This is a genomic window from Pseudoalteromonas sp. NEC-BIFX-2020_015, assembly GCF_012952265.1.
Classification (GTDB): domain Bacteria; phylum Pseudomonadota; class Gammaproteobacteria; order Enterobacterales; family Alteromonadaceae; genus Pseudoalteromonas; species Pseudoalteromonas neustonica.
This window is the reverse complement of sequence record NZ_JABCJL010000013.1, coordinates 99,047-123,981: the sequence shown is the minus strand read 5'-3', so window position 1 is coordinate 123,981 and position 24,935 is coordinate 99,047. Positions and strand designations below refer to the sequence as shown.

Sequence of the window (24,935 nt, the reverse complement as noted above, 5' to 3'; positions counted from 1 at the left end):
ACAAAGGTCAACACGCCCTAAGCAACTGGTTAATTGTAGGAATTAAAAAATCATGTTTGACTAAACAAACATGGCTTTTATAATTACCGCTTACCGCTTACCGCTTACCGCTTACCGCTTACCGCTTACCGCTTACCGCTTACCGCTTACCGCTTACCGCTGTTAATAATCAAACTTATGTAAGGTAAAAAGACTTTGCACTCGTTGCCAAGTTTTACCAGGTTTACCGGTGCCAATAAGTGTGTCATTAATTTTTATCACAGGCCCGACCTCTTTAGTTGCACTGGTGATCCATACTTCATCAGCATCAAGAAGTTCTTCTTTGCTGATCCTGCGCTCGTGTACTTTAAGCTCACTGTGTGAGTGAAGAATATTGATAATCAACCAGCGGGTGATCCCTGGCAAAATCTGATTATCTAACGGTGGCGTACTTATTACGCCATCTTTAACAATAAACACATTACTTGAGCTGGCTTCGGTAAGTTCACCAAGACCATTATATAAAATAGTTTCTTTATTGCCGGCCGCCGCGCCATGTTGGTAATGTATTACGTTACCCAATAATGCGGTTGATTTTATATGGCATCGTTGCCATCGCTTGTCTTGCTCAAGTGAAACCGTGTATGTTGTGGCTGACTCTATAATGCTTACAGGTTGTTCGGGTATCTCAAACGCATAAGCGAATACAGTGGGTGTAATACCAGTAGGGTATGCATGAGCTCGTTTTGTATCAGCACCGCGACTAACATGCAGGTAAATACCAAAGTTTTTACCTTGGTTTTTGTTACATAGCTGATCGCAAATTATACGCCATGTATCTGGCGTATAATTAAGCACAATTTCCAGTTCATTTAAACCATTGTTCATACGCTCTATGTGTGCGGTAAAGCCAAGCATGTCACCATTGTAAGCTGGGATCACTTCGTAAATACCATCACCAAATAAAAAGCCTCTATCCATAGGCGAGATTTTGGCGTGCTCAGCATCCATATAATCGCCATTTAAATACACCGTACTCATTGTAAATCCTCATTCTGATTGGCAACACCGCTAAGCTGACGTAGTCTTGCGATGAGTTGTTGGCCATGCGTGGCATGTAAGCCATCTTCGGTTAATTCATTTTGCTGGGTAACACCATCTACACTGCCACGTTCACTTAAGTACTGTAAAATACCCAGCGTATTAATATTGGCGAGTAAGTCTTGGTTGTGCCAACGACTTAAAAAAGCGATCAGGCCATAAGCAGCCCAATTAGATACATCGGCTAGCAGCAGTTCATCGCAGCAAGTAAGGCTAGGCGTAATACTTAGCTCAGACATATATTGTGATAAGTTGCCCATACCTATTTCGTTGCCACCATCGCCAATGGCTACAGTTGGGCAGGGGGCTTGGCTCACAAAAAAATCAAAACAACCACAATCTGCAGATATATCAATGCCGCGCATATTGTAATACTTATTACCATGGCATAGCCCTGGTCGCTCTATTGACAATACACAATCTGGTTTTAAATCAGCCAGTGCCGTTTTGCTAAAGGCCATAGCATCAACAAAGTTATTAAGGGGGAGTTCAAAACAATTAAAGTCATTTTTTAAGGCGGTGTAAAGGGGGTTTCCACATACTAGAATCGGCTGTTTACCAAGTGCTATTAATGCGTTATATAAAGCAATTGCCCCCACAGGGCCATCAGTTTCAAAGGTTTGCTTAACAGCAAAGCCAGTGCCAATTAGCACCGTTTGTTTTGCGTTAAATAATGACTTTGCAGCGCGTAAATAAGTGCCGGTAAGTTGGTGCGCATACAGGCTTTGCATGCCACGCAGATTCTGTTCAATCATCATGTTCTCAATGGTATGACTTAGCTGCTCATCACTTACTAAGTTTGGCATAGTGCTTTGATCTCTTGAATAAGAATTATGCCAGCTGCGTTATCGCCATGCACACATAGACTATCAGCATGTAAAGGGAGTTTTTTACCAGACTGTGTTGTTACACAACCTGTAGCGAGCAGTTGTTTGACCTGCGAAATTAATGCCGGTTTATCATGCACGCTGCCGGCAACTTTTCGTGAAACGAGAAGTCCATCGTCGGTGTATTGGCGATCAGCAAAGGCTTCTAAAATTAATGTTAAGTGGTACTTTTTTGCCAGTTGCTGATGGCTTTTTGCATTCGCAGTGGCAAGTAGCATCAGCTTTAATGGACTTGGATAGCTGGCAATGGCTTGCATGACGGTGGTTAATATTGTTTCATCGGTCATCATGTCATTATAAAGCGCACCATGTGGCTTCACATAGCTAAGTGCTAGCCCTTGCACTTTAGCCATACCTTCAATTGCGGCAATTTGGTAGTGTAGGCAATTAGTCAGCTCTTGCGGTGTTAATGCCATTGAACGCCGACCAAACCCTTGCTTATCAGGGTAACTAGGGTGGGCACCAATAGTTACAGTGTGCTGTTTAGCAAGCGCTAAAGTATACGCCAAAACATCGCTGTCACCGCCATGAAAGCCACAAGCAATGTTTGCCATATCTATATGCGGCATAACAGCTTCATCGAGGCCCATCTTCCATGCTCCATAGCTTTCACCTAAATCACAATTAAGCTTCATGTTTGTTTCCGTTTAAAATGCAGATATATGAGCGTTTTGAATATCAGTGATCAGCATATGACCAGGACTATGCGTTATGCAAAAATCAGGTGCGGCATTGGCAATTGCAACTTGAGGTGTAACACCACAGGCCCAAAATACAGGTACTTCACCGTCTTTTATTGTTACCGATTCACCAAAGTTTGGGCGGTTAATATCTTTTATACCGATAGTCGCCGGATCGCCAAAATGCACAGGAGCACCATGCACATCCGGAAAACGACTACAAATTTGAATCGCGCGTATGGCATCAGCAGGCTTCATTGGTCGCATGCTCACAACCATATTTGCCTGAAAAATACCTGCACTTTCACAGGGAATATTAGTCATATACATAGGCACATTTTTGTGTTCTGTAATATTGCGAATTTCAATACCAGCTGCTTGCAGCGACTCTTCAAAAGAGAACGAGCAGCCAATTAAAAAAGTTACTAAATCATCGCGCCAATGCTCTTTTATATTAGTGACTTCTTCAATCAATTGGCCTTGTTTAAAAATCCGATAACGTGGTAAGTCTGTGCGAATATCTAAATCATGCGCAACATTTGGGATCGTGATAGCACCAGGAGCGCTACTACTAGCAACAATCGGGCAAGCTTTTTTGTTTGCTTGGCAAAATTGTAAAAAATCAAAAGCATACTGCTTGGGCAAGATCACTAAGTTAGCTTGTACAAAGCCTGGTACAAAGCCTGATGTGTGGCCTGTGTAATCTTCATTACGGATCATATTCCTGATGGCGTAAGGCGTAGTGAGCGAAGCATTATGTTGCATAGTATCCTCTTAAGCGTAAATTTAGTGGTTATTTTCACTAATTGTCACAGGTAGCACACCTTGCGCAGGTGCTTTGCCTACAAGCACTTTTGCAAGCGCAGTGAAAGCAGGGCCTGATACTTTAATGTTATTATCTACATCTATGTTATACGCATAAGTAGCTAAAATTGCATCACTAAATTGGCCAAACTTCGCAATATCATAAGGCGCTCTAAGGCTAATAAAAATAGTCTTTTTATTAGCCTGTTGCGCTTGCTTAAGAAGGCTCTCAAGCGCCGCGCTTTGCGCTGACTTAGCAATTGCAAATGCTGGATTATCAGCAAGGTCATCCATACCGCCAATTTCTACCGCGCTTTGATTTGGAAACGCATTACCAGCAATAATAATATCAGCTTCAGTTATGGCTTTTAATGTAGTTGCTGGCTCATACCCTTGTAAGCTGGTACAGCTGAACGAAACAATATGTTGGGTCTGTGCAGCAATTGCTTGTTGAAGTGCAATGCACTTACGCGTATCGGGCATTATGATATGTACTTTGCTATTAGCTGTAAGCTTAATCGGTAAAGTATTGTTATCATTTTTAACTTCAGTAATTGCCGCAAGCGCAAGCTCGGCTTCGACCTTTCGATGACTAGCATTACCTAAAATATGGTGTGCTTTTTGTGTTGCGAGTGATTCATTCAGCTCGGTAGTAAGTTTAAATTTATTTTTTAAATTAATGATACGTTGAGCTGATATATCTATCTCTTTGGCATTTAAGTTACCTTTTTCAACCTCGCTGACTAATCGCGTTATTAACGTATCAAGTACGATTAAATCCTTTGGGCTACGGATTTCAATCGGCATTAAAGCAATATCAACACCGGCTGCAAAGGTGTTTACAACGGCTTCGATAGGCTCAAAAAAGTGGCTAATACCGGCCATGTCAAGCGCATCAGTGATCACTACACCTTGGTAACCTAACTCATCACGTAATAATTCGGTGATTATTTTACGCGACATAGTGGCTGGTTTGATCATAGTTTTGCCATCTTTACTAACAAATGTACTGCTATCAAGCGCTGGGTACTGGATATGCGCTGTCATGATCATACCGGGGTTCTGATCTTTAATAATTTGTTGAAATGGCGGTAAATCTTGCTGCCAAATCGTTTTTTTATCATGCATTACTTTTGGTAAACCAGTGTGGCTATCAACACTGGTATCGCCATGCCCCGGAAAATGTTTTAGTGAAGTAATAACGCCATTACCTTCAAAACCTGCGACTTGGGCTGCACCTAAAATACTCACTAATGCAGGGTCTTCACCGTATGAGCGTACATTGATCACCGGGTTATCAGGGTTCATATTTACATCAACTGTTGGTGCGTAATTAACATTAACTCCCACCGCTTTTAGCTCATCTGCGATCACTTGCGCAGATTGTGTTGCAAACTTAGTTCCGTGAACTGCATAGCTTGCACCAATTGACATATTACCGGTAAATGAGGTGGCAATATCTCGAGGAATGCGGGCAACACGTCCGCCTTCTTGGTCAATAGAAATAAATAATGGGGCACCTAAGCTAGACTTTGCGGCCGCTTGTTGCATGGCGTTATTTAATTTAACGATTTGTGAGGTATTCTCAATATTTTCAGCAAACAAAATAACTCCACCAATATTATGTTTGGTGATTACTTTAGCTAAGTCTGCAGGTAAGTGAGTGACAGGGGTACGGCACTTTTTCTTAATAGAATGTTCGCTGTCTTGTTCACAATAATAACGAAAATCAAGCATTAGCTTTTGGCCAAGCTGTTGCTCAAGAGTTAATGTGGTCGCTGCAAAGGTCGATTTCATTGGTAATAAACACCCTAGTCCAAAGATAATTGATGATATGGCAAACTTATTTAACACAGAAGGCTCCTAAGCTAAATTGCTTATTGTTGTTTTGAATAATTTATTCCTAATAATAACGCTAAAAAAGATTAAAAGGCAAACTGATTCTAGCACACTCATGTTTTAAATATAAATTCAAAATATATCGTTAAGCGCTATTTTTCTGTAAATAAAGCATGGAGATTAAATCTTAGAGGGGGCTGAAAGGACTCGAATTTTAAATTTTCCGTAATAATATATTCCAACCTGTAGTATGTATGGAATTTATGGGGGCGGTAGTAATATACCCAAGCCACCTCAAAATACAGTTTCAGTTGGAGTTAAAAGCGATTCAGGCAAGGCATTGATTGCAAATAATGGTTGTTCCCTTGTTAAAATCATTCCCTTATAAAAGTAACGCAGTATAAATCGCTTTTAAACCAACCCGTTGGGCGTTTCACAGGCGCTTACTCTCATCGTTGTTACTTCTTAAAAGGGACTGCCATTATTGCAAAGTAACGCCTTGATATTAAACACCTGTGAAACGCTGAAGTCTGCATCTTGAGGTGGTTTGGGTATAAATACACACACAATTTAGGGCTTGTTTATTTTTCGTGGCTGAATTTGCAGTAGTATGTTTTTTAGGCACGGCTGAGCCCATGTAGTGTTTATTAAATTTTCATTGGGAGTGAGATTGTAAAATTTATATAAGGCTTTGAATTTATATAATAAAATTAAAAAACAGGTTGCGTTGGCAGTTGCTATAAAGTACTCTTTTTAGGTAATTTATTAATTAAGGATAAATAATGACGAAGAAATGCTTTCTTTATAGTGTAGGGGTGGTGCTGTTTAGTCCAGTGCTTTTTGCTAAAACACATTTTGCTGATGTACAAATAACCCACCTCGACCCTGATGTAGCTCAAGCAATTTGGCTACGTAAAAGTAACAACACACCCAAATACCCTATAGCTCTAGCTAAGAAAGGCATAAAAGGGTGCGCGATTTATACCTTTAATATCGACAGTAGCGGTGACGTTAGTGATGTTGAATTGGTATCTGCGATTCCTACTAGAGTCTTACCAAAAGAAGCTAAAAAACTTTTAAGAAATAGTGAGTGGAAAATCGCTGATGGCCAAAATGCAGGGGTTGAAAAAAGAACAACCCGTATAGATTATTGCATGGGTGGTGAAAGTGTAGAGCAAGCGCAACAACAGTGCATTGCGCAATCTAAATTAGCGTGTAGTACGAATAACTAAAGGCGCAGATAAACTCTAAATTTATACTAAATCATATTTAGAGTTTTTGCTCCTAGAATAAAGACACACAACTTGTTAGTATTCACCGCGTAAATAATGGCCAGGGAGTTGTAAGGCTAATATAAAGAGATGTATTATTTTGCGAAGCCCAATCAACATCAATCTAGATTTAAAAAAATTAATATTATTTTTAGCTATTTCAGTTACGGTTATCACGTTTTTAAATAGTTTTTACTCCAGTTATCAAGTTCAAAAACAACAATTACAATCTCAAACGTTAATAAATCATAATGCTTATGCTGCCAAATTAGTGTCTGTTACGGACCGTTTCTTGCTATCAGCCCAGCAGCAACTAGCTTATTCTGCAAAAATAATAGAAAGTCACTTTAATGACCGCAATATTTTAGCGCAAGAAGCTGATCGTCTTCGTTTACAAACAGATAGCTTTAATTCAATTGTAATTGTGGATAATCAGGGGTTAGTTTTAGGTTTATCGCCGATGAGTTTACAGCTCGAAGGGGAAACACTGCAAAGTTATGGGGCAAAACAGGCTTTATCAAATAAAAAGGCGATGATAAGTGAGCCTTATATGTCGGCTGCAGGTAATTTAATTATTTCTATTTCTCATCCACTATTTGATCGCAACAGTAATTATATAGGCTATGTCTGCGGTACTTTATATTTAAAGAAAAGCAGTATTTTACATGACCTACTGCAAGTGCATTTTCATAAAGACGGCTCCTATCTTTTTGTTGTTGATAAAAATAGGCGGTTGCTTTATCACCCCGATGTTTCGCGCATTGGTGAGCAAGTTTATAATAATTCAGTCATAGAAGCCGTGCTTAAAGGCGAAAGTGGTACCCAGGAAATTATAAACAGCCAAGGCACTGCTATTTTAGCCGGTTATGCGTCGTTAAAATCAGCACCGTGGGGAATTGTGACACAACGCTCTATTAGCTCAACATTGGTCCCGCTTGATGGACTCATGTTGAACGTGCTCTATCGTACAATTCCAGTGGGCTTTGCAACTTTCATTTTAATTTGGGTGTTTGCACAATTAATATCTCAACCATTAAGGCGCCTTGCCGAAACCGCAAAAAAACTCGATAACCCCACTGCATCACAAGATTTAAAGCTGGTTCGTTCATGGTATTATGAAAGCTCAGAACTGCGTTTAGCAATGTTAAAGGGAGTTGGCTTATTACAAAATCAAATCGGTGTATTGCGCCATGAAGCGCAAACAGATCCGTTAACAGGTTTACACAATCGCCGTAGTTTAGAGCGAATGCTTGATCAGCTTATTTTTAGTCACACTTCGTTTACTGTACTTGCCGTCGATATTGATTTCTTTAAACGGGTTAACGATGAATTCGGCCATGATATTGGTGACATAGTATTGCAATCATTAGCAAAAGTTGTGCTGGACGTAACCCGTGAAAGTGATTTTGTAGCGCGTACAGGCGGGGAGGAGTTCATCATTATACTGCCTAGTACAACAGGGGAATCCGCATTCCTATTGGCTGAACGACTACGTATGCGTGTATCTGAAACAATCATTGAGCCTGTTGGTTGCATAAATATTTCGATAGGTATTTCAGGTTGGCCACTGAACCAACTGAACGTTGAAGAGGTACTTAAACAAGCCGATCAAGCCTTATACAAAGCTAAAAAAAGTGGTCGTAACCGCTGTATTGTAGACTCACAGCTTACTCACTCAGAGTGAATCGCATTAGCGTACTATTAATGCGATCCATATTTTGTAAAACTCAACTATAGCTCGCTGTTTTAGCGACAACTATATGGGGTAGTACATTTTCTAAATTAGCTTGCAGCCGAGCATCAATGTTATATACCTCATTTAACCGAGTATTAATAAGTACTTCTTCTGGGGTGCCGTGCGCAACAACCTCCCCCTTATTTAACATATAAATACGATCAGCAAAACTCGCTGCTAACGATAGATCATGCACCACGGCAACAACCCCAGCACCTTGCTTTGCAATTAAGCGTGCTTGAGCCATCACTTCATATTGATGGTATAAATCGAGGCTTGATGTTGGTTCGTCAATCAGTAAATAAGCATTTTGCTTATTCGCTAGGCTAGGCTGTAATTGGCACAAGACTCGGGCAAGTTGAGTGCGTTGTTTTTCCCCCCCAGATAAACGGGTAAAGCATTGTTGTGCTAAATGATCTATCCCTAAAGCCAGCATTGCATCATGAGAAAACTGCTTTAGCGCTAATGCACTGTATTGCTCTTGATGCGCAAAGTGAGCCATATCAACTACTTCATTAACCGTAAATGGGAAATCTAATTCATAGCTTTGTGTTAACACAGCGCGAAGTTTGGCCAGCTCAGCGATAGTGTACTCGTTCAATGTGCGTTGATTAATACTAACAACCCCACCGGATAAACTAATATCACCACACAATGCTTTTAATAACGATGACTTACCAGCTCCGTTAGGCCCAATTATTACCACAACTTCATGGGGTTTTACCGTAAAATCAACATTGTTAAGGAGGACTTTTTGACCTACTTTGGCCATTAATTTACTGCCTGAAAGCATAGTTTATCCTCGCTGCTGATAGGTTTTTAATAACATAATTAAAAAGAATGGTCCGCCAATAGCACTTGTAATAAGGCCTATGGGCACTTCGGCAGGTAGCATCACCGTGCGTGCAAATAAGTCAGCTAGTCCTAGCATTAAGGCTCCGCCTAAAATGCTGGCTGGCATGAGATAGCGATGATCGGGCCCTAAAACTAAACGCACAATATGTGGCACAATAAAACCGACAAAACCAATAATTCCAGTAATTGCCACAGCTGCACCGGTGCATAGTGCTGTATAAATAAAAACCTGTTTTTTAAGTTTAGTGACATTAATACCTAGATGCTTTGCTTGTGCTTCACCTAATAAGTATAAATTAAGCGGCTTTGATAAACGCAGTAAACCAATACAACTGACTATAATAATACACAGTGTGGGTGTCATCATTGCAAAGTGATTTCCGGCGAGGGAGCCCATACTCCAAAAAGTTAAATCACGCAGTTGCTGATCATTACTTATCAATGTTAAAACGCCAATGAGTGAACCCACAATCGCGTTTACAGCAATGCCTGCTAATAACAAACTAATAATCGTAAATTGGCCACTATGCGCACTCAGCCGATAAATAAATACGCATACACCAATGCACCCTAAAAATGCACCAACAGGAACGGCATAAATACCAAAGCTATCACTAAAATTTGCAAATAAGCTTGTACCTAATACGATGGTAGCGACTGCGCCAAGGGCAGCACCACTAGAGACGCCAATTAAACCTGGGTCAGCCAATGGATTTCTAAATATTGCCTGCATTGCTGCGCCACAGGCAGCCAAACCTGCACCCACAACCATTGCAAGAACTAAACGAGGCAAGCGAATTTGCCAGATAATCGCATTTTTTAGCTGATCATCAGCAGTGTGGTTAATTATGCCAATGATCTCGCTAATACTAATGGCGACACCGCCTTTACTTAGTGCAATAAAAAACACCAGCACACAGGCTATAAACAAAGCAGGAATAGCAAAACGGCGTTGCTGTTGCTGGGTAATGAGCGTACTACCAAGAGCTAACATCGTTATAAGTCACTTGTTTTGTTTGTTGCTTTATCAGTGGTGCTTTGTGCTGTTTGTAAAAATTGGTAGTTATAGCCACTAGGCAAGCGTGTTTTTGGATGAAAAGTATGTGCTAATTCAACCACAGCTTGTGGCGTACGCGGTCCCATTCCCAGTAAATAGCTGCCATCAAAACTGTGTACTTGACCATTTTTTACTGCGTTAGTGTATTTAAAATGAGCGAGTTTCTCTATTTTAGGCAGTGGATCATCGCCATGGCGGCCCATTGTAATGATGATGTCAGGATTAATAGCCAATGCAGCTTCAGTAGAAAGCGGTTTCCAGTTGGTGATCGCACTCGCTGCAGCATTAACACCGCCAGCAGCCGTGATTAACTCATTCGCAGATGTGCCAGCACCCGCAACGATAGGTTGGCCACTGCGTACGCTAAGTACAAATAGCACATTAGGTTTTGTTTTAGCTTGCTTTAAAATATGCGCTAGTGCATTACGGTCTGCTTGTAGTGATTGAACTAATACATCACCTTTGGCTGGAACATTGAGTAACTGAGCAATGTTTTTTATTTTTTTTTCAATTCCTAAAAAGTTATCGTGCTCATTGAGAATAACTAAATTAACCCCTGTCTTTTTTAACTGTTCAACGACTTTTTTAGGCCCTGTATCGGACTCGCCAAGCACTAAATCTGGATTTAACGACAAAATACCTTCAGCGCTAATTCTGCGTACATAGCCTATTTGTGGTTTTTGAGTGGCAGAAGCTGGGAATACGCTGGTGCTATCTACACCAATAATACGTTGTTGCTCTTGAAGAGCATAAATGATCTCGGTGATAGAACCACCGGAGACAACAACTCTCTGCGGACTATCTGGTTGTGTGGCCGCACTTAGAGGGAAGGCCGTAGCGAATATCATAAAAATTAAATACGTGAGGAGGGGTTTCATAAAAAGTCCAATGTTGATATTATTTAATGCAAATACTAACAGTTCGCATTTATATTTAAAAGTTATGAAGTTTATTATTTTCCTTATTTTATCTATTAGTGGTCATTTAACGTGGTGGTTTTATCAACCTGCGACGCCTTTAATACTGAAATTGAGCACAGCGCAACCTGCGCAGCGCATTGCGATAAATATTGTAAATTCAAAAATGCAGCAGCCAACAGTAGAAACGCAGATCCAAGTGCAACCTGTAGTTAAGAGCACTAAGGCGGAAAATACCCAATTTAGCGGTAAAAAAATACAGTTGGCAGCAAAACCACAAGAACAAATCATAACGACAAAGTCAGCCTTACCAGAGCCAACCATAAAGCAACTTAATCCAGTCCCAGATAAACTTGTAAGCCCTAAGAAAGTTGAGCCACCCACTAAAGTTAAACTTGCTATACAACAAAAAAAGCCAACGATGGCCGCGCCGTCTTCAAGTGCACCTGTTATTGCAAAGCAACATTCATTAAAAAACCAAGTTATTGACGTAAATACGTTGCCGTTATTTAAAGCACCCAGACCCGCTTTAAATTACCCACGAAGAGCGAAACGTCGCGGGTATCAGGGCGTAGCAATATTGCAAATTGAGCTCAACGAAAAAGGCTTAATAACAAATGTTAAGATTTTAAAAAGTAGCGGTTTTGCTGAGCTTGATAAAGCCGCAATTGGTAATGTATCAAAGTGGCAGTTTCACCCTGTAATGCGCGACAGCCACGGTATAAAAGCACGCTTTAGTGTGCCAATCGAATTTTCCCTGCGCTCATAGCGCTTTTATAAAAGAGAACTAACAATGCAAGATGTATTTTCAGCTGTAGGAATTATGGCGTGGCCTTTATTTGGAGTATCAATACTGGCTTTAGCGATTGTGTTAGACCGTGTAACGGCTTTTATATATGGATGGTCACATTTACAAAAAATGAATCAACCCGACAGTGATTTTAGCCAGCAATTACAGAAAAAATTACAACCAGATCAACGCCAGCAGTGGTGTCAATTGTATCTACAGGACAGCTTTGCTAATTGGCGAAAAAGGTTAAATATACTCGCTCTCCTCGGTTCGTTAAGTCCATTAATGGGTTTATTAGGCACGGTATGGGGATTAGTACTAATGTTTAGAAAAATAGCGCAAACCCAACAAGCAGTCACCCCCGCATTACTTGCCGATGGTTTATGGGAGGCTATGTATTCAACTATGGCAGGGCTTATTATCGCGATTCCCTGTTTATTATTAAGTGGGATATTTAACGCGTTATTAGAACGATTACAAACAGATATGACGCGCATAATTAATCATTTAAATTACCAGCTTTGTTTTGATGAAGCCGCCAATGCTTGAGTTACCAAAAAAATCGAGCCACCACACCTTAATGCCAGATCTGACAGCATTAATAGATGTGCTATTTATTTTGTTGGTATTTTTGTTATTAACGGCCGCTGTCAAATTAGACATGATGGATGTTAACTTACCCGATGCGGGTAAAAATACACACGCTCCGATAGAACAACCCGATGCTTTGGTTTTAAGTGTACGTTTTAGCGAGCAAAAAATAACGTACGGATTTGCCAAAGAACCCTACAGCTCGCTCAATACCGTAATGCAGGCATTGCGTTTACAAACTAAAAAACGGCCTTTGTATCTAGCAATAGATCAACACGTTCCTAGTGGCGAACTTGTTAAGTTGTTAGCTGCGTTATCGAGTGAAGATCGTAATGTTGCGAATATACTCATTAAAAACGAATAAAAACAATTATCATTTGCATGTGTTTTTGTTATAGTGCATCTACTTTAATTAACCTCAACTTGACTTTAGGTATTTAAAAACCGAGTACCTGTTTAGGTTGAATTAGTACACAGTTTGGTGAGTAAGGGGCTTAGCCAAGCATTACGTCATTTTATGACTTTAACTTAGTTCACTTATTTTATGGAGCGACACATGCGCCTTTCAAAACTGGCTTTATGCCTTGCCAGTGTATCACTGCCTCTTATGGCTGAAACAACTACAGCCGACCAATCGCAACTAACTACTGCATTAGATGCCGTAACAGTAACCGCAACGCGAACCGAAAAAACAGCACTCAATTCTGCGCAAGCAGTTAATGTGATCACCAGCGAAAACATCGAAAAAGTACTAGCAACAACAGTGTTTGATAGCCTAATCTCGGTGCCTAATGTAACGGCAACCGGTGGACCGCGCAGCGGTGGTCAAAAGTTTAGTGTACGTGGCTTTAATGACGCCGAAGATGTGCTGGTAAGTGTTGATGGAGCTATTCAAACATTTGAAAAATACCGCATGGGTAGTTTTTTTAGTGATGCAGATTTATATCGCACAATCAGTATTAAACGTGGTCCAAGTACCGTATTGCATGGCGGTGGGGCATTAGGAGGTGTTGTTGACATGGAGCTTAAAGACGCCAGTGACTTTTTAGCACCTGATCAAACTTACGGCGCTAAAGTAAAGCTGGGGCATAATAGCAACAATAACGAAGCTAACGGCAGTGTGTATACCTATGCACGGCCAATCGAATCGTTAGATTTACTAGCGGCATTTATAAAACGCAGCAGTGATGACTTTGAATTATCAAACGGAAAAACGCTTGATAATTCAGCTATAAAGGCAGAGTCACTACTTATTAAAGGCGAATACTATATAAATGAAGACGCGCTAATTGCTCTATCATATACCGAGAGCGAAGATGCACAACGCACCGAATTTAATACCACCGATCCCGGTGCATGGGGCACGGTTTACCGCGAGGTTGAGCAATCTGTCACGAATCTCAGTTACGAACTCAATCCTGAAAATAATACCTACCTTGATTTATCTGTACGCGTAGGCAACACCCAAAGCCACGTAACAGAAAGTGGCGGTAAAGGAATGCTTAAAGACTACATTGGCCTTGCCTCTAACTACGAATACAACATCAACACACTGGATATAATGAACACAAGTGTACTAGGTATGCATGCGCTTACTTATGGTGTGCAGTACTCAGATAAAGAACGTGTTGGTGAAAAGTTAGGCTATCCATGCACAAATCTTAATAGGCAAACTTACGAATGCTTAGAGTATGGTAAAGACGCCGTAAGGAATGAGATTTCATCACAGCCAGGCGGCACGCAAAAGCGGTTAGGTGTATATATTCAAGACGAGTTTACATGGCAAGCGCTTACAATTACGGGGGGTATTCGCTATGAAGAATACCAAAGTACGCCAACAAGTAAATTTGCAGCGGGCTTTGTAGGTCAAGATTTAAAAGTTAAGCACTCACAAGTTGTACCAGCATTGACGGTTAACTATCAGTTTACCCCCGAATTTGCTGTATTTGCCAGTTATCAAGAGGGCTTTAGAGCACCTTTACTGGATGAAATATACGATCAATACGGTGGCCGAAATATAAACTTAGCCTTGGAAGTAGAAAACAGCCGTAATAGCGAAATGGGTATCAGTTATCAAGTCAGCGATGTGTTCTCTGATATTGATTCACTGACAGCGCGAGCAATTTACTTCAATACTCAAGTAGATGACGAAATTCAGTCAAATACCAGCACCACTACAAACCCTATGCCGGCACCACGCTATAGCAACCGTGGTGAAAATGACCGCGATGGTTTTGAACTCGAAGTCAATTATGCTCACCGCGCTGGGTATGTAAACTTTTCGTATAGCGAAATATCGGGTGATGATCAAGATGATAAACCGCTTTGGTATTTACCCGCTGATACGTTAACAGTTGATGCCGGCTTAGTGTTTTTTGATTCAACAGTACGTACAGGAATTAGCATTCAAAATATTTCAGCGCGTACCGTACTTGCATACGACCGTGCGGCTCAGGCATCCAAGCAAGTTGAGCATGATGGCTACACCTTGGTTGGTTTAAATGCAAACTGGGATATTAATGATAGTTGGAGTGCACGTTTGGCTGTCGACAATTTATTTGACGAAGAATACCAGGTGATGGCAGGCACCGGTGGTGCGATAGGGGACTATGGCGTTGGCCGTAACATTAAAACACAACTGAGCTTTAAATTTTAAGTTAAACCAATTGCATTGAACTAGTGAGCTATTTAGCTCACTAGTATGGTCATGTTTTTAATGAAATTGGTATTAGGAGCGCACAATGAATATTCTAAATGATTACCGCCAACTGCAAATACAACACCCTAATATTAGAGCTATTGACGCAGCGGCGCAGTTAAAAATTACTGAAGCAGAGCTAATTGCTGCACAAGTAGGCGAAGGCGTTATAAAGCTTGAGATCACCCATATTGAAGGGATTTTAAAGGGTTTTAAAAAGTTACAACACGTTATGGCACTAACACGTAACGCACAAGTCGTCAGTGAAATTTCAGGCTGTTACGAGAAAATTTACTGCTCTGAGCGCAATAACATTAAAACAGCCATCGCTATTAACCCCGGTGGTATAGATTTACGGTTATTTGTGTCTAAGTGGCACAGTGCATTTGCAGTGAACAACAATGCAAAGCACAGCAGTGTTCAATTTTTTGATAAGCACGGTATCGCTGTACATAAAGTGTTTACAACACAGCAAACAAATATGGCTGCATTTGAGCAGTTAGTAATGGCGCATAAAGCAACAGATCAAAGCACTCAGCTAAGCATCACAGAGGCTGATATTGCTGTTAATGAGTATCGCCCATTAGCCGAAATAGATATTCAAGGGTTTAGACAAGGTTGGCAAAACCTTCAAGACGTACATCACTTTCCTGCATTGTTAACAGAGTTTGGTGTTAGTCGTACTCAAGGTTTAGAAATTGCCGGAAAGCAGTGGGCACAAGAGATCCCGGCTAATAGTTTAAGTGAAGTGCTAGAAACCGTACGTGATCAACACAGTGAGCTGATGATTTTTGTTAATAACAGCAGTGCGGTGCAAATATACTCTGGGACGTTAACTAACCTTAAACAAGTCGGTGATTGGTATAATGTACTGGATGATGGGTTTAATTTGCATGTACAGGATAAGCAATTTTCTCGTGCCTTCGTTGTTAAAAAACCAACAGATAATGGCGAAACGGCGGTTCACTCAATCGAGTTTTTTGATTGTGACGGCAATACCGTTATGACCCTATTTGGCAGACGTACAGAAGGTAAAACCCAAGCCCGCGATTGGATTGCATTATGTGACAAGCTACGTAAGCTACAAATTGCAGCCTAACTTTATACGCATGAATATATACCAAAGTCATCTCATAACGCTGAAACTCGCACCTTGAGGTGATTTAGGTATAAATGCTTGGCAATATTTTTTATGTATGCAATATTAAAAGTACAATTTTCCCACCTTTAAAGCCTGCACTATGGTGTTATATAAACAGTTTAAATTGTGCTTATTACTCAGTATTATTACTTTCAGTAGTGTCGCGAACGCCAATGTGCGCAATACAAAACAACAAGAGTTTATTGATGTAGCAACACTCTTGCCCACCGCTTTGTTTGATATTCGTTATTACAGCAGTAATAACTTTGTTGGCAAACCGATCGATGGCTATAAGTCTGCAAAATGCTTGCTACATAAAACCACTGCTTACGCATTGCAAAAAGCCCATAAACAAGCGCAGCTCGCCGGTCTAAATTTTAAAATATTTGATTGTTATCGCCCGCAACGTGCGGTGGATCATTTTGTACGCTGGGTGAACGACCCAACAGACTTAGTAACAAAGGCTACCTATTATCCAAACCTTGGTAAAGATGAGTTACTAGGTGGGTACATTGCAGCTAAATCAGGCCACAGTCGTGGCTCAACTCTTGACCTGACGCTAACTGACAGTGAAGGTACTGAGCTGAATATGGGATCACTATTTGATATGTTTGATACGCTTTCAAATACGGATGACCTACGTATAACTACTAGGCAAAAAGCCAACAGGTACAAACTTAAAAATATTATGGTTGCAGCGGGTTTTGCACCTTACAGCATGGAGTGGTGGCACTTTACTTATAAACCACAAGCATACCCTGACACTTACTTTGATTTTGAAGTTAAATAAGTGTATCTAGGGTTCAATAAAGTAGTTGACATTAGGCTAAAACACTATATAGTTTGTCGCAGCTAGAAAGAAAGCATGTAAGCTATAAATCTCCATTTCGATGTTGTATAAGTAATACTTGTAGTACCGTCCTGAAGTTTTTAAAGTACCATCTCATTTTTTGCTACACCCGCCCACTAGGGCAATTATTTTATTTTTATATCAGGATATTACTATGTCTAACATCGTATCAGGTACAGTTAAGTGGTTTAACGAGTCTAAAGGTTTTGGTTTCATCGAGCAAGAAAGCGGTCCAGACGTTTTCGCACATTTCTCAGCAATCAAAAGCGATGGTTTCAAAACTTTAGCTGAAGGCCAACGTGTAGAGTTTACTCTTTCACAAGGTCAAAAAGGTCCACAAGCGGATAACATCACTCCGTTATAATTTTTACTTCTAAAGTAAAAATAAAAAAAAGCGCTTAAGGCGCTTTTTTTGTGTCTAAAAATTGACGTAGCATAAGCCCCTTCCTATTATTTAACTACATTTTCATTCGCAGTGAGCTTACTATCTTTCGATTTATTACTCTAACCTGCTGTTTTTTGTTTTCTTGCATCGGCGTCGGTGCCGAAAAGCCCACTGTAACTATTTATACAGAGCAGTTTCCGCCTTATAATTTTTCAAATAAAGGGCAGTTACAAGGTATTAATTTAGATATAGTGCGCACGCTATGTGAACGCACAGAGTTAGAGTGTAAGTTTGAGTTATTACCCTGGATACGCGCATACAGTTTAGTACAAAAAAATCCGTTGTCTGGACTTGTCTCCACAGCCCGTAGCCCTGAGCGAGAAAGCTTATTTCAATGGGTGGGACCACTCGTATCTTCTCGTACTTATTTTTATCGTTTAGCGAAAAATAACCATATAAGACCAGTAAATTTAGCACAAACAGCTAATTACACCCTAGGGTTAGTAAGGGGAGATGTTTACGAAGAGCTAATACAAGAAATAGGCTTTGAAAAAGATAAAAATTTACTTAAATTCGCTCACCACTATGAATATATGAATTTATTTTTTAAGAATAAAATTGACTTAATCCTTGGATCAGAACAGACACTTGATTATCAATTACAGCAATTTGGCCACGGAGGCAAAGAAGTTGTAAAACTAGTGGAGCTTCCTGTTGATAAACTACAAGGGAATTACCTTGTTTTTAATAAAGCGATCCCCCCTGAAATTATTGAACGATTTAATCAAGAGTTAGCAGCCTTAAAAGCGTTTGACAATTTGAAGCTGTACCGACAACGATATACGAATGAATAGTAGTATGTTATCTAGTCGCAATGCATTGCAAAGTTGAACCAGTCTTAATTATAGTTGTTCTATATACTCAATCCACCTTAATATGCAGTATTCAGCGTTTCGCAGGGGCTTAATATCAAGGCGTTACTTTGTAAGAATGGCAGTCCCTTTTAAGAAGTAACAATACAGAAAGTAAGTCCTTGTGAAATGCCTAAAGGGTTGGTTTAAAAAGATTTATACTGCGTTATTTATTTTAATGATAGAACCACTATTACTTGCCATCGGTGATTGCATACACTTTGCGTGCTTTTTAACATTACCAGCTGAGCGCTTCCTGCTAATGGGCTTCCAACAGTGCTTTGTATTTCGCGGCGTCTTTTATTTTTAAAAATGCTTGCTGTAAAGCATGTAAAATTTCAGGATCGATATCCAAATTTGCAGCTAAGTAACCATCAACGTTGAGCTCATCAATCGCATATATGAAGCTAAACCGATCAGGGGAAACGCCTATGTGCTTACTCATTGCAGGAATATAATTTTCATCATCTATTATTAAATCGACTTTTTTGGCTAGTAATAAATGGTAAGAGTTTTGAATGTCGGGAGTTAAAAGCAGATCAAATCGATGGTTGTGTAAAACAGTATAGGCAAGATCATTCCGTTGTACGGCAATTTTATAGTGCTTCGCTTGCTGCGTGTTATTTACTCGTACGTCATCGCGCTGAGCAAGCTTTACAAAGCCTAACTTAAAATGAACAACAGGTGCTATCCAATGAAATAAAGATTCACGCTCAGGCGTTCTAGCAAGGCTATATATGAGTGTGTTTTTTTGTCGAGAGACCATCTGATAAGCTCTAGCCCAAGGGTAGATTGAAATGGAGGTATTCATGTTCGCTTCATTAACAATCATCGTTACAATGTCAGTGCTGAATCCACCCACCTTATTGCCAATTTGTGTTTGATGAGGAGGCGAGAACTCAGTAACAACGACTAGCGTTGGTTGTGCAAAACTTGACATAGTTACCAAAAGCAAAAAGCACGCTATTAATATCTGCATTAATTTACTCTATTTAGCTGTGTTAAAAACTATCCATATACGATTGTATAGATATAGTAGCAATTGCTCAGAGCAACGATTGTTACTTTGTTATGATAATACCAATCGGCTTAAATATTTAACCATTCTAGCGGACTAAATAAAGCGCTAACTGCGTTAGTAATTTTTCATGTACGACTGCATGGATGCAGAGCAATGCAGGAGCAATTGCCAAGAACAACTGCATGTCAAAATGTCTGCCTTGTTATCACTGTATTTATCTTTCGCTATAAATGATCATTAACTTAACACGATTGGTATAATTTCTCTGTGCAATATTAGATCACGGTATAAGTTAAAAGAGTAGTACATTTTTGGAATAATTTTGTGGCGAAACGATAAAAGGGCCTTGCGGCCCTTTGTGAAGTATCGTTCAAATCAGATAAGTCTTTAACCCCTTAAAGGCTCATCCTATTGTTTTGCAACCAAGGCTCATCTCAAAGTTTCTAAGCTAGCGAGAGGAAAAAACCTGCAATTGCAGCGCTCATAAGGTTAGCCATAGATCCTGCTAACACTGCTCTGAGCCCTAAGCGTGCGATATCCTTTCGCCGACTAGGCGCCATACCGCCCAATCCACCTAGTAAAATTGCTATCGATGATAAGTTAGCAAAGCCACATAACGCGAATGTGACAATCGCTTGTGTGTGCGCACTTAACGTATCGCGATAATTCATAAAGTCTAAGTAAGCAACAAACTCGTTGACCACTAATTTTTGACCAATAAAGCTACCAGCTATAATTGCTTCACTCCACGGCACACCTAATAACCAGGCAACCGGTGCAAATATATAACCTAAAATTTCTTGTAATGTCAGTGTTGGATAATCAAACCAACCGCCAATACCACCTAATAAACCGTTTAGTAAGGCAATTAAAGCAACAAATGCTAACAGCATTGCGCCTACATTTAATGCTAAATGCATTCCGTTAGCAGCACCTGATGCCGCTGCATCAATCACATTAACAGGTTTATCTTCATCAATATCCAAGTCAGCTAAGTTATCTTTGGGGGTTTCGGTCTCTGGCACAATCATTTTAGCCATTAAAAAACCACCCGGTGCGGCCATAAAGCTGGCAGCAATTAAATACTTAAGCTCAACCCCAATAATAACGTAACCGGCCATTACAGAGCCTGCCACAGTGGCTAAGCCACCCACCATAACTGCAAATAACTCTGATTTAGTCATGGTTGCAATAAATGGTTTAACAATTAACGGTGCTTCAGTTTGGCCTACAAAAATGTTTGCCGTTGCTGAAAGCGATTCTGTTCGGGAGGTTTTTAACAGTTTTTGTAAACCACCGCCGAGGATTCTAATAATCCAGTCCATAATACCTAAGTGATATAGCACAGCCACTAACGCTGAGAAAAACACAATCACAGGTAATACTTGAATGGCAAAAATAAACCCTAAAGTATCTTGATTTGCTAATGGTCCAAACAAAAAACTAATACCATCATTAGCAAAACCGATCACTGATGATACGGCTTTTGACATGGCAACGAGTGCATTTTTGCCTGCCTCTGAAAACAGTACAAACCCACCAATTACAAATTGCATAGCAAAAGCGATACCGACAGTTCTTAAATTAATTGCTTTGCGGTTTGTCGAAGCCGTAAACGCAATGCCTAGCAGCACACACATGCCGACTAAGCTCATAAATGTTGTCATTTTTTGTTATTCCCGTTGTTATTCTTGCAGTAAATATTTTATTTTACTTTTAATTATATCAATGGCGACGCGATTCATACCACCTCGTGTGACCACTAAATCAGCCTTGTGCTTTGAGGGCTCAATAAACTGATAAAACATCGGTCTCACAGTAGCCTGATATTGTTCAACAACGGACTGTAATGTTCTGCCTCGTTGCTCCATATCACGTTGCATACGGCGCATTAGGCAAATATCAAGGGGTGTATCAATAAACACCTTGATATCAAATTCTTTACGTAGCGCTTTATCGCTAAGCAATAAAATACCTTCAACTATCAATATTTGTGCTGGCATTACGGTGCGTGTTTTATCACTGCGCGTATGTTGAGCATAATCATAAGTTGGTACTTCAACAGCTTTACCATTGCGTAACTGAGTTAAATGTTTACACATTAGCTCATGCTCAAACGCTTCGGGATGGTCGTAATTAGTTTGCGTACGGTGATCAAACGGTAAATGTGATTGATCTTTATAATACGCATCTTCTTCAATTACGGCGATGGCACCTGGTTCAAGCTCATTAACCAATTCATTATAAATTGTTTGGCTAAAAAGAGATTTGCCAGAGGCAGATGCCCCAGCAATGGCTATTATTGTTCGTGTCACTAAAGTTCTCACCCACACAGAAGGATATATCGTTGGTAGATCACAATAGCAAAAAAGACACGAATAATCTCTTTTGCTTCGCTCAGGGGGTGAAATTTATAATGTTTAGGTTTTATGAAACAGGACTTATGTCCTGTACGTTAAAAAGCACAAGAATATAAAGTAGCCATATTGGAAAGACGAGGTAAGCATGGCAAGAGCAATTATTTTAATGGCAGATAGCCTAGGCATAGGTGCAGCACCAGACGCAGATAAATTTGGTGATATTGGTGCAAACACATTTGCACATTTGCTTAAAGCATACTTTGAAGAGACCGGCGAAAAGCTGTCACTGCCTAATTTATCGTTATTAGGATTAGTAGACGCATGTGAAGCGGCAGGTAACGAGCCATGCTTAATAAGTGACCGCCAAACACCAATTGGTGCATGGGGTTATGCAAAAGAGCTTTCAAGCGGCAAAGACACACCATCTGGACATTGGGAAATGGCCGGTGTGCCGGTGTTATTTGATTGGGGGTATTTCCCTAAAACGCAGCCGAGCTTTCCACAAGAATTAATTGACGAGCTAATTGCTCGTACCGGTATTCCTGGCATTTTAGGCAATTGCCATGCATCGGGAACAACCATTTTAGAACAGCTAGGTGAAGAGCACGTAAAAACAGGTAAACCAATCTGTTACACCTCAGCTGACAGCGTGTTTCAAATAGCCGCGCATGAAGAATCATTCGGACTAGAGAAGCTTTATCAGGTTTGCGAAATCACACGGGCGCTGCTTGATGAAATGAATATAGGACGAGTTATTGCGCGGCCATTTTTGGGTTCCAATAGTCAAGACTTTGCCAGAACAGGTAACCGTCGTGACTACTCAGTATTACCGCCAGCACCGACTTTGCTAGATAAACTGGCGCAAGACGGTGGTGAAGTGATTAGCATAGGTAAAATTTCAGATATTTATGCGCATCAAGGTATTACCCAAAAACATAAAGCCCCAGGCTTACAAAACTTGTTAGAAAAAACAACTGAAGTAATGGCAACAGCGCCTGAGCACAGTTTGATTTTTACTAATCTTGTTGATTTTGATGAAAAGTTTGGTCATCGCCGCAACCCTGTTGGGTATGCAAAGGCATTAAAAGAATTTGACGATTATTTACCAACGATACTTAATCAGCTAAAAGCGGATGACGTATTAGTTATTACAGCAGATCATGGATGCGATCCTACATTTCCGGGCTCTGAGCACACCCGTGAATATGTGCCTGTACTTGCTTATCAAGTAGGACTTGAAAATACCCCTCTTGGTGAACGTGCTAGTTTTGCAGACATAGGTCAAACACTTGCCCAGTGGTTTAACTTACCTGCACTTGAATATGGTGATGGCTTTATTGACAAGCTAACTGCACCAAAAGTAAAAGGAAAAGAATAATGAGTACTCCACATATCGACGCTAATAACGGTGATTTTGCACAAACAGTGCTAATGCCAGGCGATCCATTACGTGCGCAATATATTGCTGAAAATTTTCTTGATGATGCCGTTAAAGTAACGGGTGTTCGTAATATGTACGGTTTTACCGGCACATACAAAGGTAAGCCTGTCAGCATTATGGGTTCAGGGATGGGTATTCCATCGATGTCGATTTATGCTCGCGAGTTAATCGTAAGTTATGGCGTTAAAAACCTTATTCGTATTGGCACTTGTGGTGGTATTGGTAGTGATATTAAAATCCGCGACGTTATTTTTGCACAAGGTGCCAGCACAGATTCAAATGTAAACCGTGCCCGTGTTCGTGGTTATGATTTTTCAGCAATTGCTGACTTTGACTTACTATTAAGCGGCGTTAACGCAGCAAAAGAATTAGGCATTAAAGCAAAAGTAGGAAACGTATTCACAACCGATACTTTCTATCAAGCTGACAACACCTTTTATCAAGAGCTTGATAAATTAGGTATGTTAGCCGTAGATATGGAAACCGCGGGTTTGTATGGCGTTGCAGCAGAGTATGGCGCAAAAGCCATGGCATTATTTACCGTAAGTGACCACGTGATCACAGGTGAAGCAACCCCAAGTGAAGAGCGTCAAAGCACTTTTAACGAAATGGTTAAAATAGCCCTAGAGTCAATCTAAGCTATATAACAGTTCCTTGGTAACGTATTCACTCGTTTGGAGACACGCCCAAATACAGTGAGACTAACCTCCCAAAGCCGCCTAGCAACCCTAGGCGGCTTTTTTTATTGTTGAGCTTAAAACTTATCGCTTAAAGCTGCTCGATCATTGACACCCCTTTGTTCCTTTGCCACTGTTAAGTGGGGTATGAAATATTTTTTAAGGAGTATACATTGTGTCTAATTGGATTGAGGCGAGTGTAAAAGAGGTTGTTTGGTGGACTGACACATTATTTAGCTTAATTGTTAATGCAAATGTTGAGCCATTTAAAGCGGGGCAATTTACAAAGCTATCAATGATGATAGACGACAAACGTATTGCTAGAGCTTACTCTTATGTTAATGCGCCAAATTCAAACGACTTAGAGTTTTACCTTATTAATGTGATGGATGGTTTGTTATCACAACAATTAGCTAAACTTACTCCAGGTGATACAGTGTTGATCGAAAGCCGCGCCAGTGGCTTTTTTACTATTGATGAAATCCCTGCTAGTGAACAACTGTTTATGCTCAGCACTGGCACCGCAATCGGGCCATTTTTATCTATTTTAGATCAAGCTGATGTATGGCAGAAGTTTAAGCAAATAACGTTAGTGCATGGCGTGCGGTTGAATGCAGATTTAAGTTACCAGAAAAAGATCAATCAGCTACAGCAACAGTATACGCGGCTGCATTATGTACCTGTGGTAAGTCGAGAGCAGGCAATTATCGGCTTAAATGGGCGCATTACAGATAAAATCATTGATGGGAGTTTATTTAAACACAGCCAAAACACCACTTGCTCGCAAAACAGCCAATTTATGATTTGTGGAAATCCGCAAATGGTGAAAGACACCAGCGCATTATTAATCGAGCAAGGCTACTCTCGTAATCGCCGACGAGAACCTGGGCAAATCACAGTGGAGCAGTACTGGTAGAGTGTGTTACTACTCACGGCTTTAAGTGT

At 40.3% G+C, this 24,935-nt stretch carries 24 protein-coding genes; 13 read left to right on the top strand and 11 right to left on the bottom strand.

The annotated features are described in order from the left end of the window. Positions 1-162 precede the first annotated feature (162 nt). From HH219_RS11670 to HH219_RS11650, 5 genes are read right to left on the bottom strand one after another with little or no spacing between them, the layout of a single operon-like run. The gene (locus HH219_RS11670; RefSeq protein WP_054203977.1) at positions 163-1,020 is read right to left on the bottom strand and encodes an aminotransferase class IV; all 858 of its coding nucleotides are present in this window, start codon (positions 1,018-1,020) and stop codon (positions 163-165) included. Next, entirely contained in the window at positions 1,017-1,886 is an 870-nt protein-coding gene (locus HH219_RS11665; protein ID WP_054452498.1) for a glutamate cyclase domain-containing protein, read from the bottom strand. The genes HH219_RS11670 and HH219_RS11665 overlap by 4 nt, the downstream gene beginning before the upstream one ends. After that, on the bottom strand, positions 1,874-2,602 hold the full coding sequence (locus HH219_RS11660) for a 5-oxoprolinase subunit PxpA (protein WP_054203979.1): 729 nt from the start codon (positions 2,600-2,602) through the stop codon (positions 1,874-1,876). Before HH219_RS11660 ends, HH219_RS11665 begins: the two co-directional genes overlap by 13 nt. A gap of 12 nt (positions 2,603-2,614) precedes the next feature. Continuing rightward, entirely contained in the window at positions 2,615-3,412 is a 798-nt protein-coding gene (locus tag HH219_RS11655; protein ID WP_169327550.1) for a putative hydro-lyase, read from the bottom strand. Positions 3,413-3,433: 21 nt separating this feature from the next. Further along, on the bottom strand, positions 3,434-5,248 hold the full coding sequence (locus HH219_RS11650) for a glycoside hydrolase family 3 protein (RefSeq protein ID WP_169327564.1): 1,815 nt from the start codon (positions 5,246-5,248) through the stop codon (positions 3,434-3,436). An 824-nt stretch (positions 5,249-6,072) separates the two neighbouring features. Between HH219_RS11650 and HH219_RS11645 the strand changes: the two genes are divergently transcribed. Both HH219_RS11645 and HH219_RS11640 read left to right on the top strand, forming a co-directional pair. Next, positions 6,073-6,522: an energy transducer TonB gene (locus HH219_RS11645; protein ID WP_169327549.1), complete on the top strand. Its 450-nt coding sequence runs from the start codon at positions 6,073-6,075 to the stop codon at positions 6,520-6,522. 139 nt (positions 6,523-6,661) lie between these two features. Then, entirely contained in the window at positions 6,662-8,245 is a 1,584-nt protein-coding gene (locus HH219_RS11640) for a sensor domain-containing diguanylate cyclase (RefSeq protein WP_211842116.1), read from the top strand. A 43-nt stretch (positions 8,246-8,288) separates the two neighbouring features. On the opposite strand, the gene HH219_RS11635 is transcribed toward HH219_RS11640, so the two are convergent. From HH219_RS11635 to HH219_RS11625, 3 genes are read right to left on the bottom strand one after another with little or no spacing between them, the layout of a single operon-like run. Then, entirely contained in the window at positions 8,289-9,089 is an 801-nt protein-coding gene (locus tag HH219_RS11635; protein ID WP_054452492.1) for a heme ABC transporter ATP-binding protein, read from the bottom strand. 3 nt (positions 9,090-9,092) lie between these two features. Next, positions 9,093-10,145, bottom strand: coding sequence for an iron ABC transporter permease (locus tag HH219_RS11630; protein WP_169327548.1), 1,053 nt, complete (start codon positions 10,143-10,145; stop codon positions 9,093-9,095). 2 nt (positions 10,146-10,147) lie between these two features. Next, a complete protein-coding gene (locus HH219_RS11625) occupies positions 10,148-11,086 on the bottom strand; it encodes an ABC transporter substrate-binding protein (protein ID WP_169327547.1) in 939 nt (312 codons plus the stop codon). A 10-nt stretch (positions 11,087-11,096) separates the two neighbouring features. On the opposite strand from HH219_RS11625, the gene HH219_RS11620 reads away from it, so the two are divergent. The 8 genes from HH219_RS11620 to HH219_RS11585 all read left to right on the top strand — a co-directional run bounded on the left by HH219_RS11620 (position 11,097) and on the right by HH219_RS11585 (position 18,434). Continuing rightward, a complete protein-coding gene (locus HH219_RS11620; RefSeq protein ID WP_169327546.1) occupies positions 11,097-11,894 on the top strand; it encodes an energy transducer TonB in 798 nt (265 codons plus the stop codon). Positions 11,895-11,918: 24 nt separating this feature from the next. Then, positions 11,919-12,464: a MotA/TolQ/ExbB proton channel family protein gene (locus HH219_RS11615; RefSeq protein WP_169327545.1), complete on the top strand. Its 546-nt coding sequence runs from the start codon at positions 11,919-11,921 to the stop codon at positions 12,462-12,464. Next, positions 12,457-12,870, top strand: a complete 414-nt coding sequence (locus tag HH219_RS11610) for a biopolymer transporter ExbD (RefSeq protein WP_169327544.1) — start codon at positions 12,457-12,459, stop codon at positions 12,868-12,870. The genes HH219_RS11615 and HH219_RS11610 overlap by 8 nt, the downstream gene beginning before the upstream one ends. 192 nt (positions 12,871-13,062) lie before the next feature. Continuing rightward, a complete protein-coding gene (locus HH219_RS11605; protein ID WP_169327543.1) occupies positions 13,063-15,162 on the top strand; it encodes a TonB-dependent receptor in 2,100 nt (699 codons plus the stop codon). A gap of 85 nt (positions 15,163-15,247) precedes the next feature. Then, positions 15,248-16,303 (top strand): ChuX/HutX family heme-like substrate-binding protein, encoded by a 1,056-nt coding sequence (locus HH219_RS11600; protein ID WP_169327542.1) that lies wholly within the window; start codon positions 15,248-15,250, stop codon positions 16,301-16,303. Between the two features lie 142 nt (positions 16,304-16,445). Further along, the gene (locus HH219_RS11595) at positions 16,446-17,135 is read left to right on the top strand and encodes a M15 family metallopeptidase (protein ID WP_054203990.1); all 690 of its coding nucleotides are present in this window, start codon (positions 16,446-16,448) and stop codon (positions 17,133-17,135) included. 214 nt (positions 17,136-17,349) lie between these two features. Continuing rightward, on the top strand, positions 17,350-17,559 hold the full coding sequence (locus tag HH219_RS11590) for a cold-shock protein (protein ID WP_054203991.1): 210 nt from the start codon (positions 17,350-17,352) through the stop codon (positions 17,557-17,559). Positions 17,560-17,714: 155 nt separating this feature from the next. Beyond that, positions 17,715-18,434, top strand: a complete 720-nt coding sequence (locus tag HH219_RS11585) for a transporter substrate-binding domain-containing protein (RefSeq protein ID WP_211842115.1) — start codon at positions 17,715-17,717, stop codon at positions 18,432-18,434. Positions 18,435-18,750: 316 nt separating this feature from the next. Here the strand turns inward: HH219_RS11585 and HH219_RS11580 are convergent, their stop codons facing one another. The 3 genes from HH219_RS11580 to udk all read right to left on the bottom strand — a co-directional run bounded on the left by HH219_RS11580 (position 18,751) and on the right by udk (position 21,827). After that, positions 18,751-19,431, bottom strand: coding sequence for a transporter substrate-binding domain-containing protein (locus HH219_RS11580; RefSeq protein ID WP_249118509.1), 681 nt, complete (start codon positions 19,429-19,431; stop codon positions 18,751-18,753). A gap of 524 nt (positions 19,432-19,955) precedes the next feature. Next, positions 19,956-21,179, bottom strand: coding sequence for a NupC/NupG family nucleoside CNT transporter (locus tag HH219_RS11575; RefSeq protein ID WP_054203994.1), 1,224 nt, complete (start codon positions 21,177-21,179; stop codon positions 19,956-19,958). A gap of 18 nt (positions 21,180-21,197) precedes the next feature. Further along, entirely contained in the window at positions 21,198-21,827 is a 630-nt protein-coding gene (gene udk / locus HH219_RS11570) for a uridine kinase (protein WP_054203995.1), read from the bottom strand. A 190-nt stretch (positions 21,828-22,017) separates the two neighbouring features. Between udk and HH219_RS11565 the strand changes: the two genes are divergently transcribed. The 3 genes from HH219_RS11565 to HH219_RS11555 all read left to right on the top strand — a co-directional run bounded on the left by HH219_RS11565 (position 22,018) and on the right by HH219_RS11555 (position 24,906). Then, positions 22,018-23,250 (top strand): phosphopentomutase, encoded by a 1,233-nt coding sequence (locus tag HH219_RS11565; protein WP_169327540.1) that lies wholly within the window; start codon positions 22,018-22,020, stop codon positions 23,248-23,250. Next, the gene (gene deoD, locus HH219_RS11560) at positions 23,250-23,951 is read left to right on the top strand and encodes a purine-nucleoside phosphorylase (RefSeq protein ID WP_054203997.1); all 702 of its coding nucleotides are present in this window, start codon (positions 23,250-23,252) and stop codon (positions 23,949-23,951) included. Before HH219_RS11565 ends, deoD begins: the two co-directional genes overlap by 1 nt. Before the next feature lie 214 nt (positions 23,952-24,165). Then, positions 24,166-24,906: a ferredoxin--NADP reductase gene (locus HH219_RS11555; RefSeq protein WP_169327539.1), complete on the top strand. Its 741-nt coding sequence runs from the start codon at positions 24,166-24,168 to the stop codon at positions 24,904-24,906. Positions 24,907-24,935: the final 29 nt, after the last annotated feature.

Coding starts and splice junctions, on each gene's coding strand:
- HH219_RS11670 (WP_054203977.1), bottom strand. CDS start 1,020: ATGAGTACGGTGTATTTAAATGGCGATTATATGGATGCTGAGCACGCC.
- HH219_RS11665 (WP_054452498.1), bottom strand. CDS start 1,886: ATGCCAAACTTAGTAAGTGATGAGCAGCTAAGTCATACCATTGAGAAC.
- HH219_RS11660 (WP_054203979.1), bottom strand. CDS start 2,602: ATGAAGCTTAATTGTGATTTAGGTGAAAGCTATGGAGCATGGAAGATG.
- HH219_RS11655 (WP_169327550.1), bottom strand. CDS start 3,412: ATGCAACATAATGCTTCGCTCACTACGCCTTACGCCATCAGGAATATG.
- HH219_RS11650 (WP_169327564.1), bottom strand. CDS start 5,248: ATGAAATCGACCTTTGCAGCGACCACATTAACTCTTGAGCAACAGCTT.
- HH219_RS11645 (WP_169327549.1), top strand. CDS start 6,073: ATGACGAAGAAATGCTTTCTTTATAGTGTAGGGGTGGTGCTGTTTAGT.
- HH219_RS11635 (WP_054452492.1), bottom strand. CDS start 9,089: ATGCTTTCAGGCAGTAAATTAATGGCCAAAGTAGGTCAAAAAGTCCTC.
- HH219_RS11630 (WP_169327548.1), bottom strand. CDS start 10,145: ATGTTAGCTCTTGGTAGTACGCTCATTACCCAGCAACAGCAACGCCGT.
- HH219_RS11625 (WP_169327547.1), bottom strand. CDS start 11,086: ATGAAACCCCTCCTCACGTATTTAATTTTTATGATATTCGCTACGGCC.
- HH219_RS11620 (WP_169327546.1), top strand. CDS start 11,097: ATGTTGATATTATTTAATGCAAATACTAACAGTTCGCATTTATATTTA.
- HH219_RS11615 (WP_169327545.1), top strand. CDS start 11,919: ATGCAAGATGTATTTTCAGCTGTAGGAATTATGGCGTGGCCTTTATTT.
- HH219_RS11610 (WP_169327544.1), top strand. CDS start 12,457: ATGCTTGAGTTACCAAAAAAATCGAGCCACCACACCTTAATGCCAGAT.
- HH219_RS11605 (WP_169327543.1), top strand. CDS start 13,063: ATGCGCCTTTCAAAACTGGCTTTATGCCTTGCCAGTGTATCACTGCCT.
- HH219_RS11600 (WP_169327542.1), top strand. CDS start 15,248: ATGAATATTCTAAATGATTACCGCCAACTGCAAATACAACACCCTAAT.
- HH219_RS11595 (WP_054203990.1), top strand. CDS start 16,446: ATGGTGTTATATAAACAGTTTAAATTGTGCTTATTACTCAGTATTATT.
- HH219_RS11590 (WP_054203991.1), top strand. CDS start 17,350: ATGTCTAACATCGTATCAGGTACAGTTAAGTGGTTTAACGAGTCTAAA.
- HH219_RS11580 (WP_249118509.1), bottom strand. CDS start 19,431: ATGTCAAGTTTTGCACAACCAACGCTAGTCGTTGTTACTGAGTTCTCG.
- HH219_RS11575 (WP_054203994.1), bottom strand. CDS start 21,179: ATGACAACATTTATGAGCTTAGTCGGCATGTGTGTGCTGCTAGGCATT.
- HH219_RS11565 (WP_169327540.1), top strand. CDS start 22,018: ATGGCAAGAGCAATTATTTTAATGGCAGATAGCCTAGGCATAGGTGCA.
- deoD (WP_054203997.1), top strand. CDS start 23,250: ATGAGTACTCCACATATCGACGCTAATAACGGTGATTTTGCACAAACA.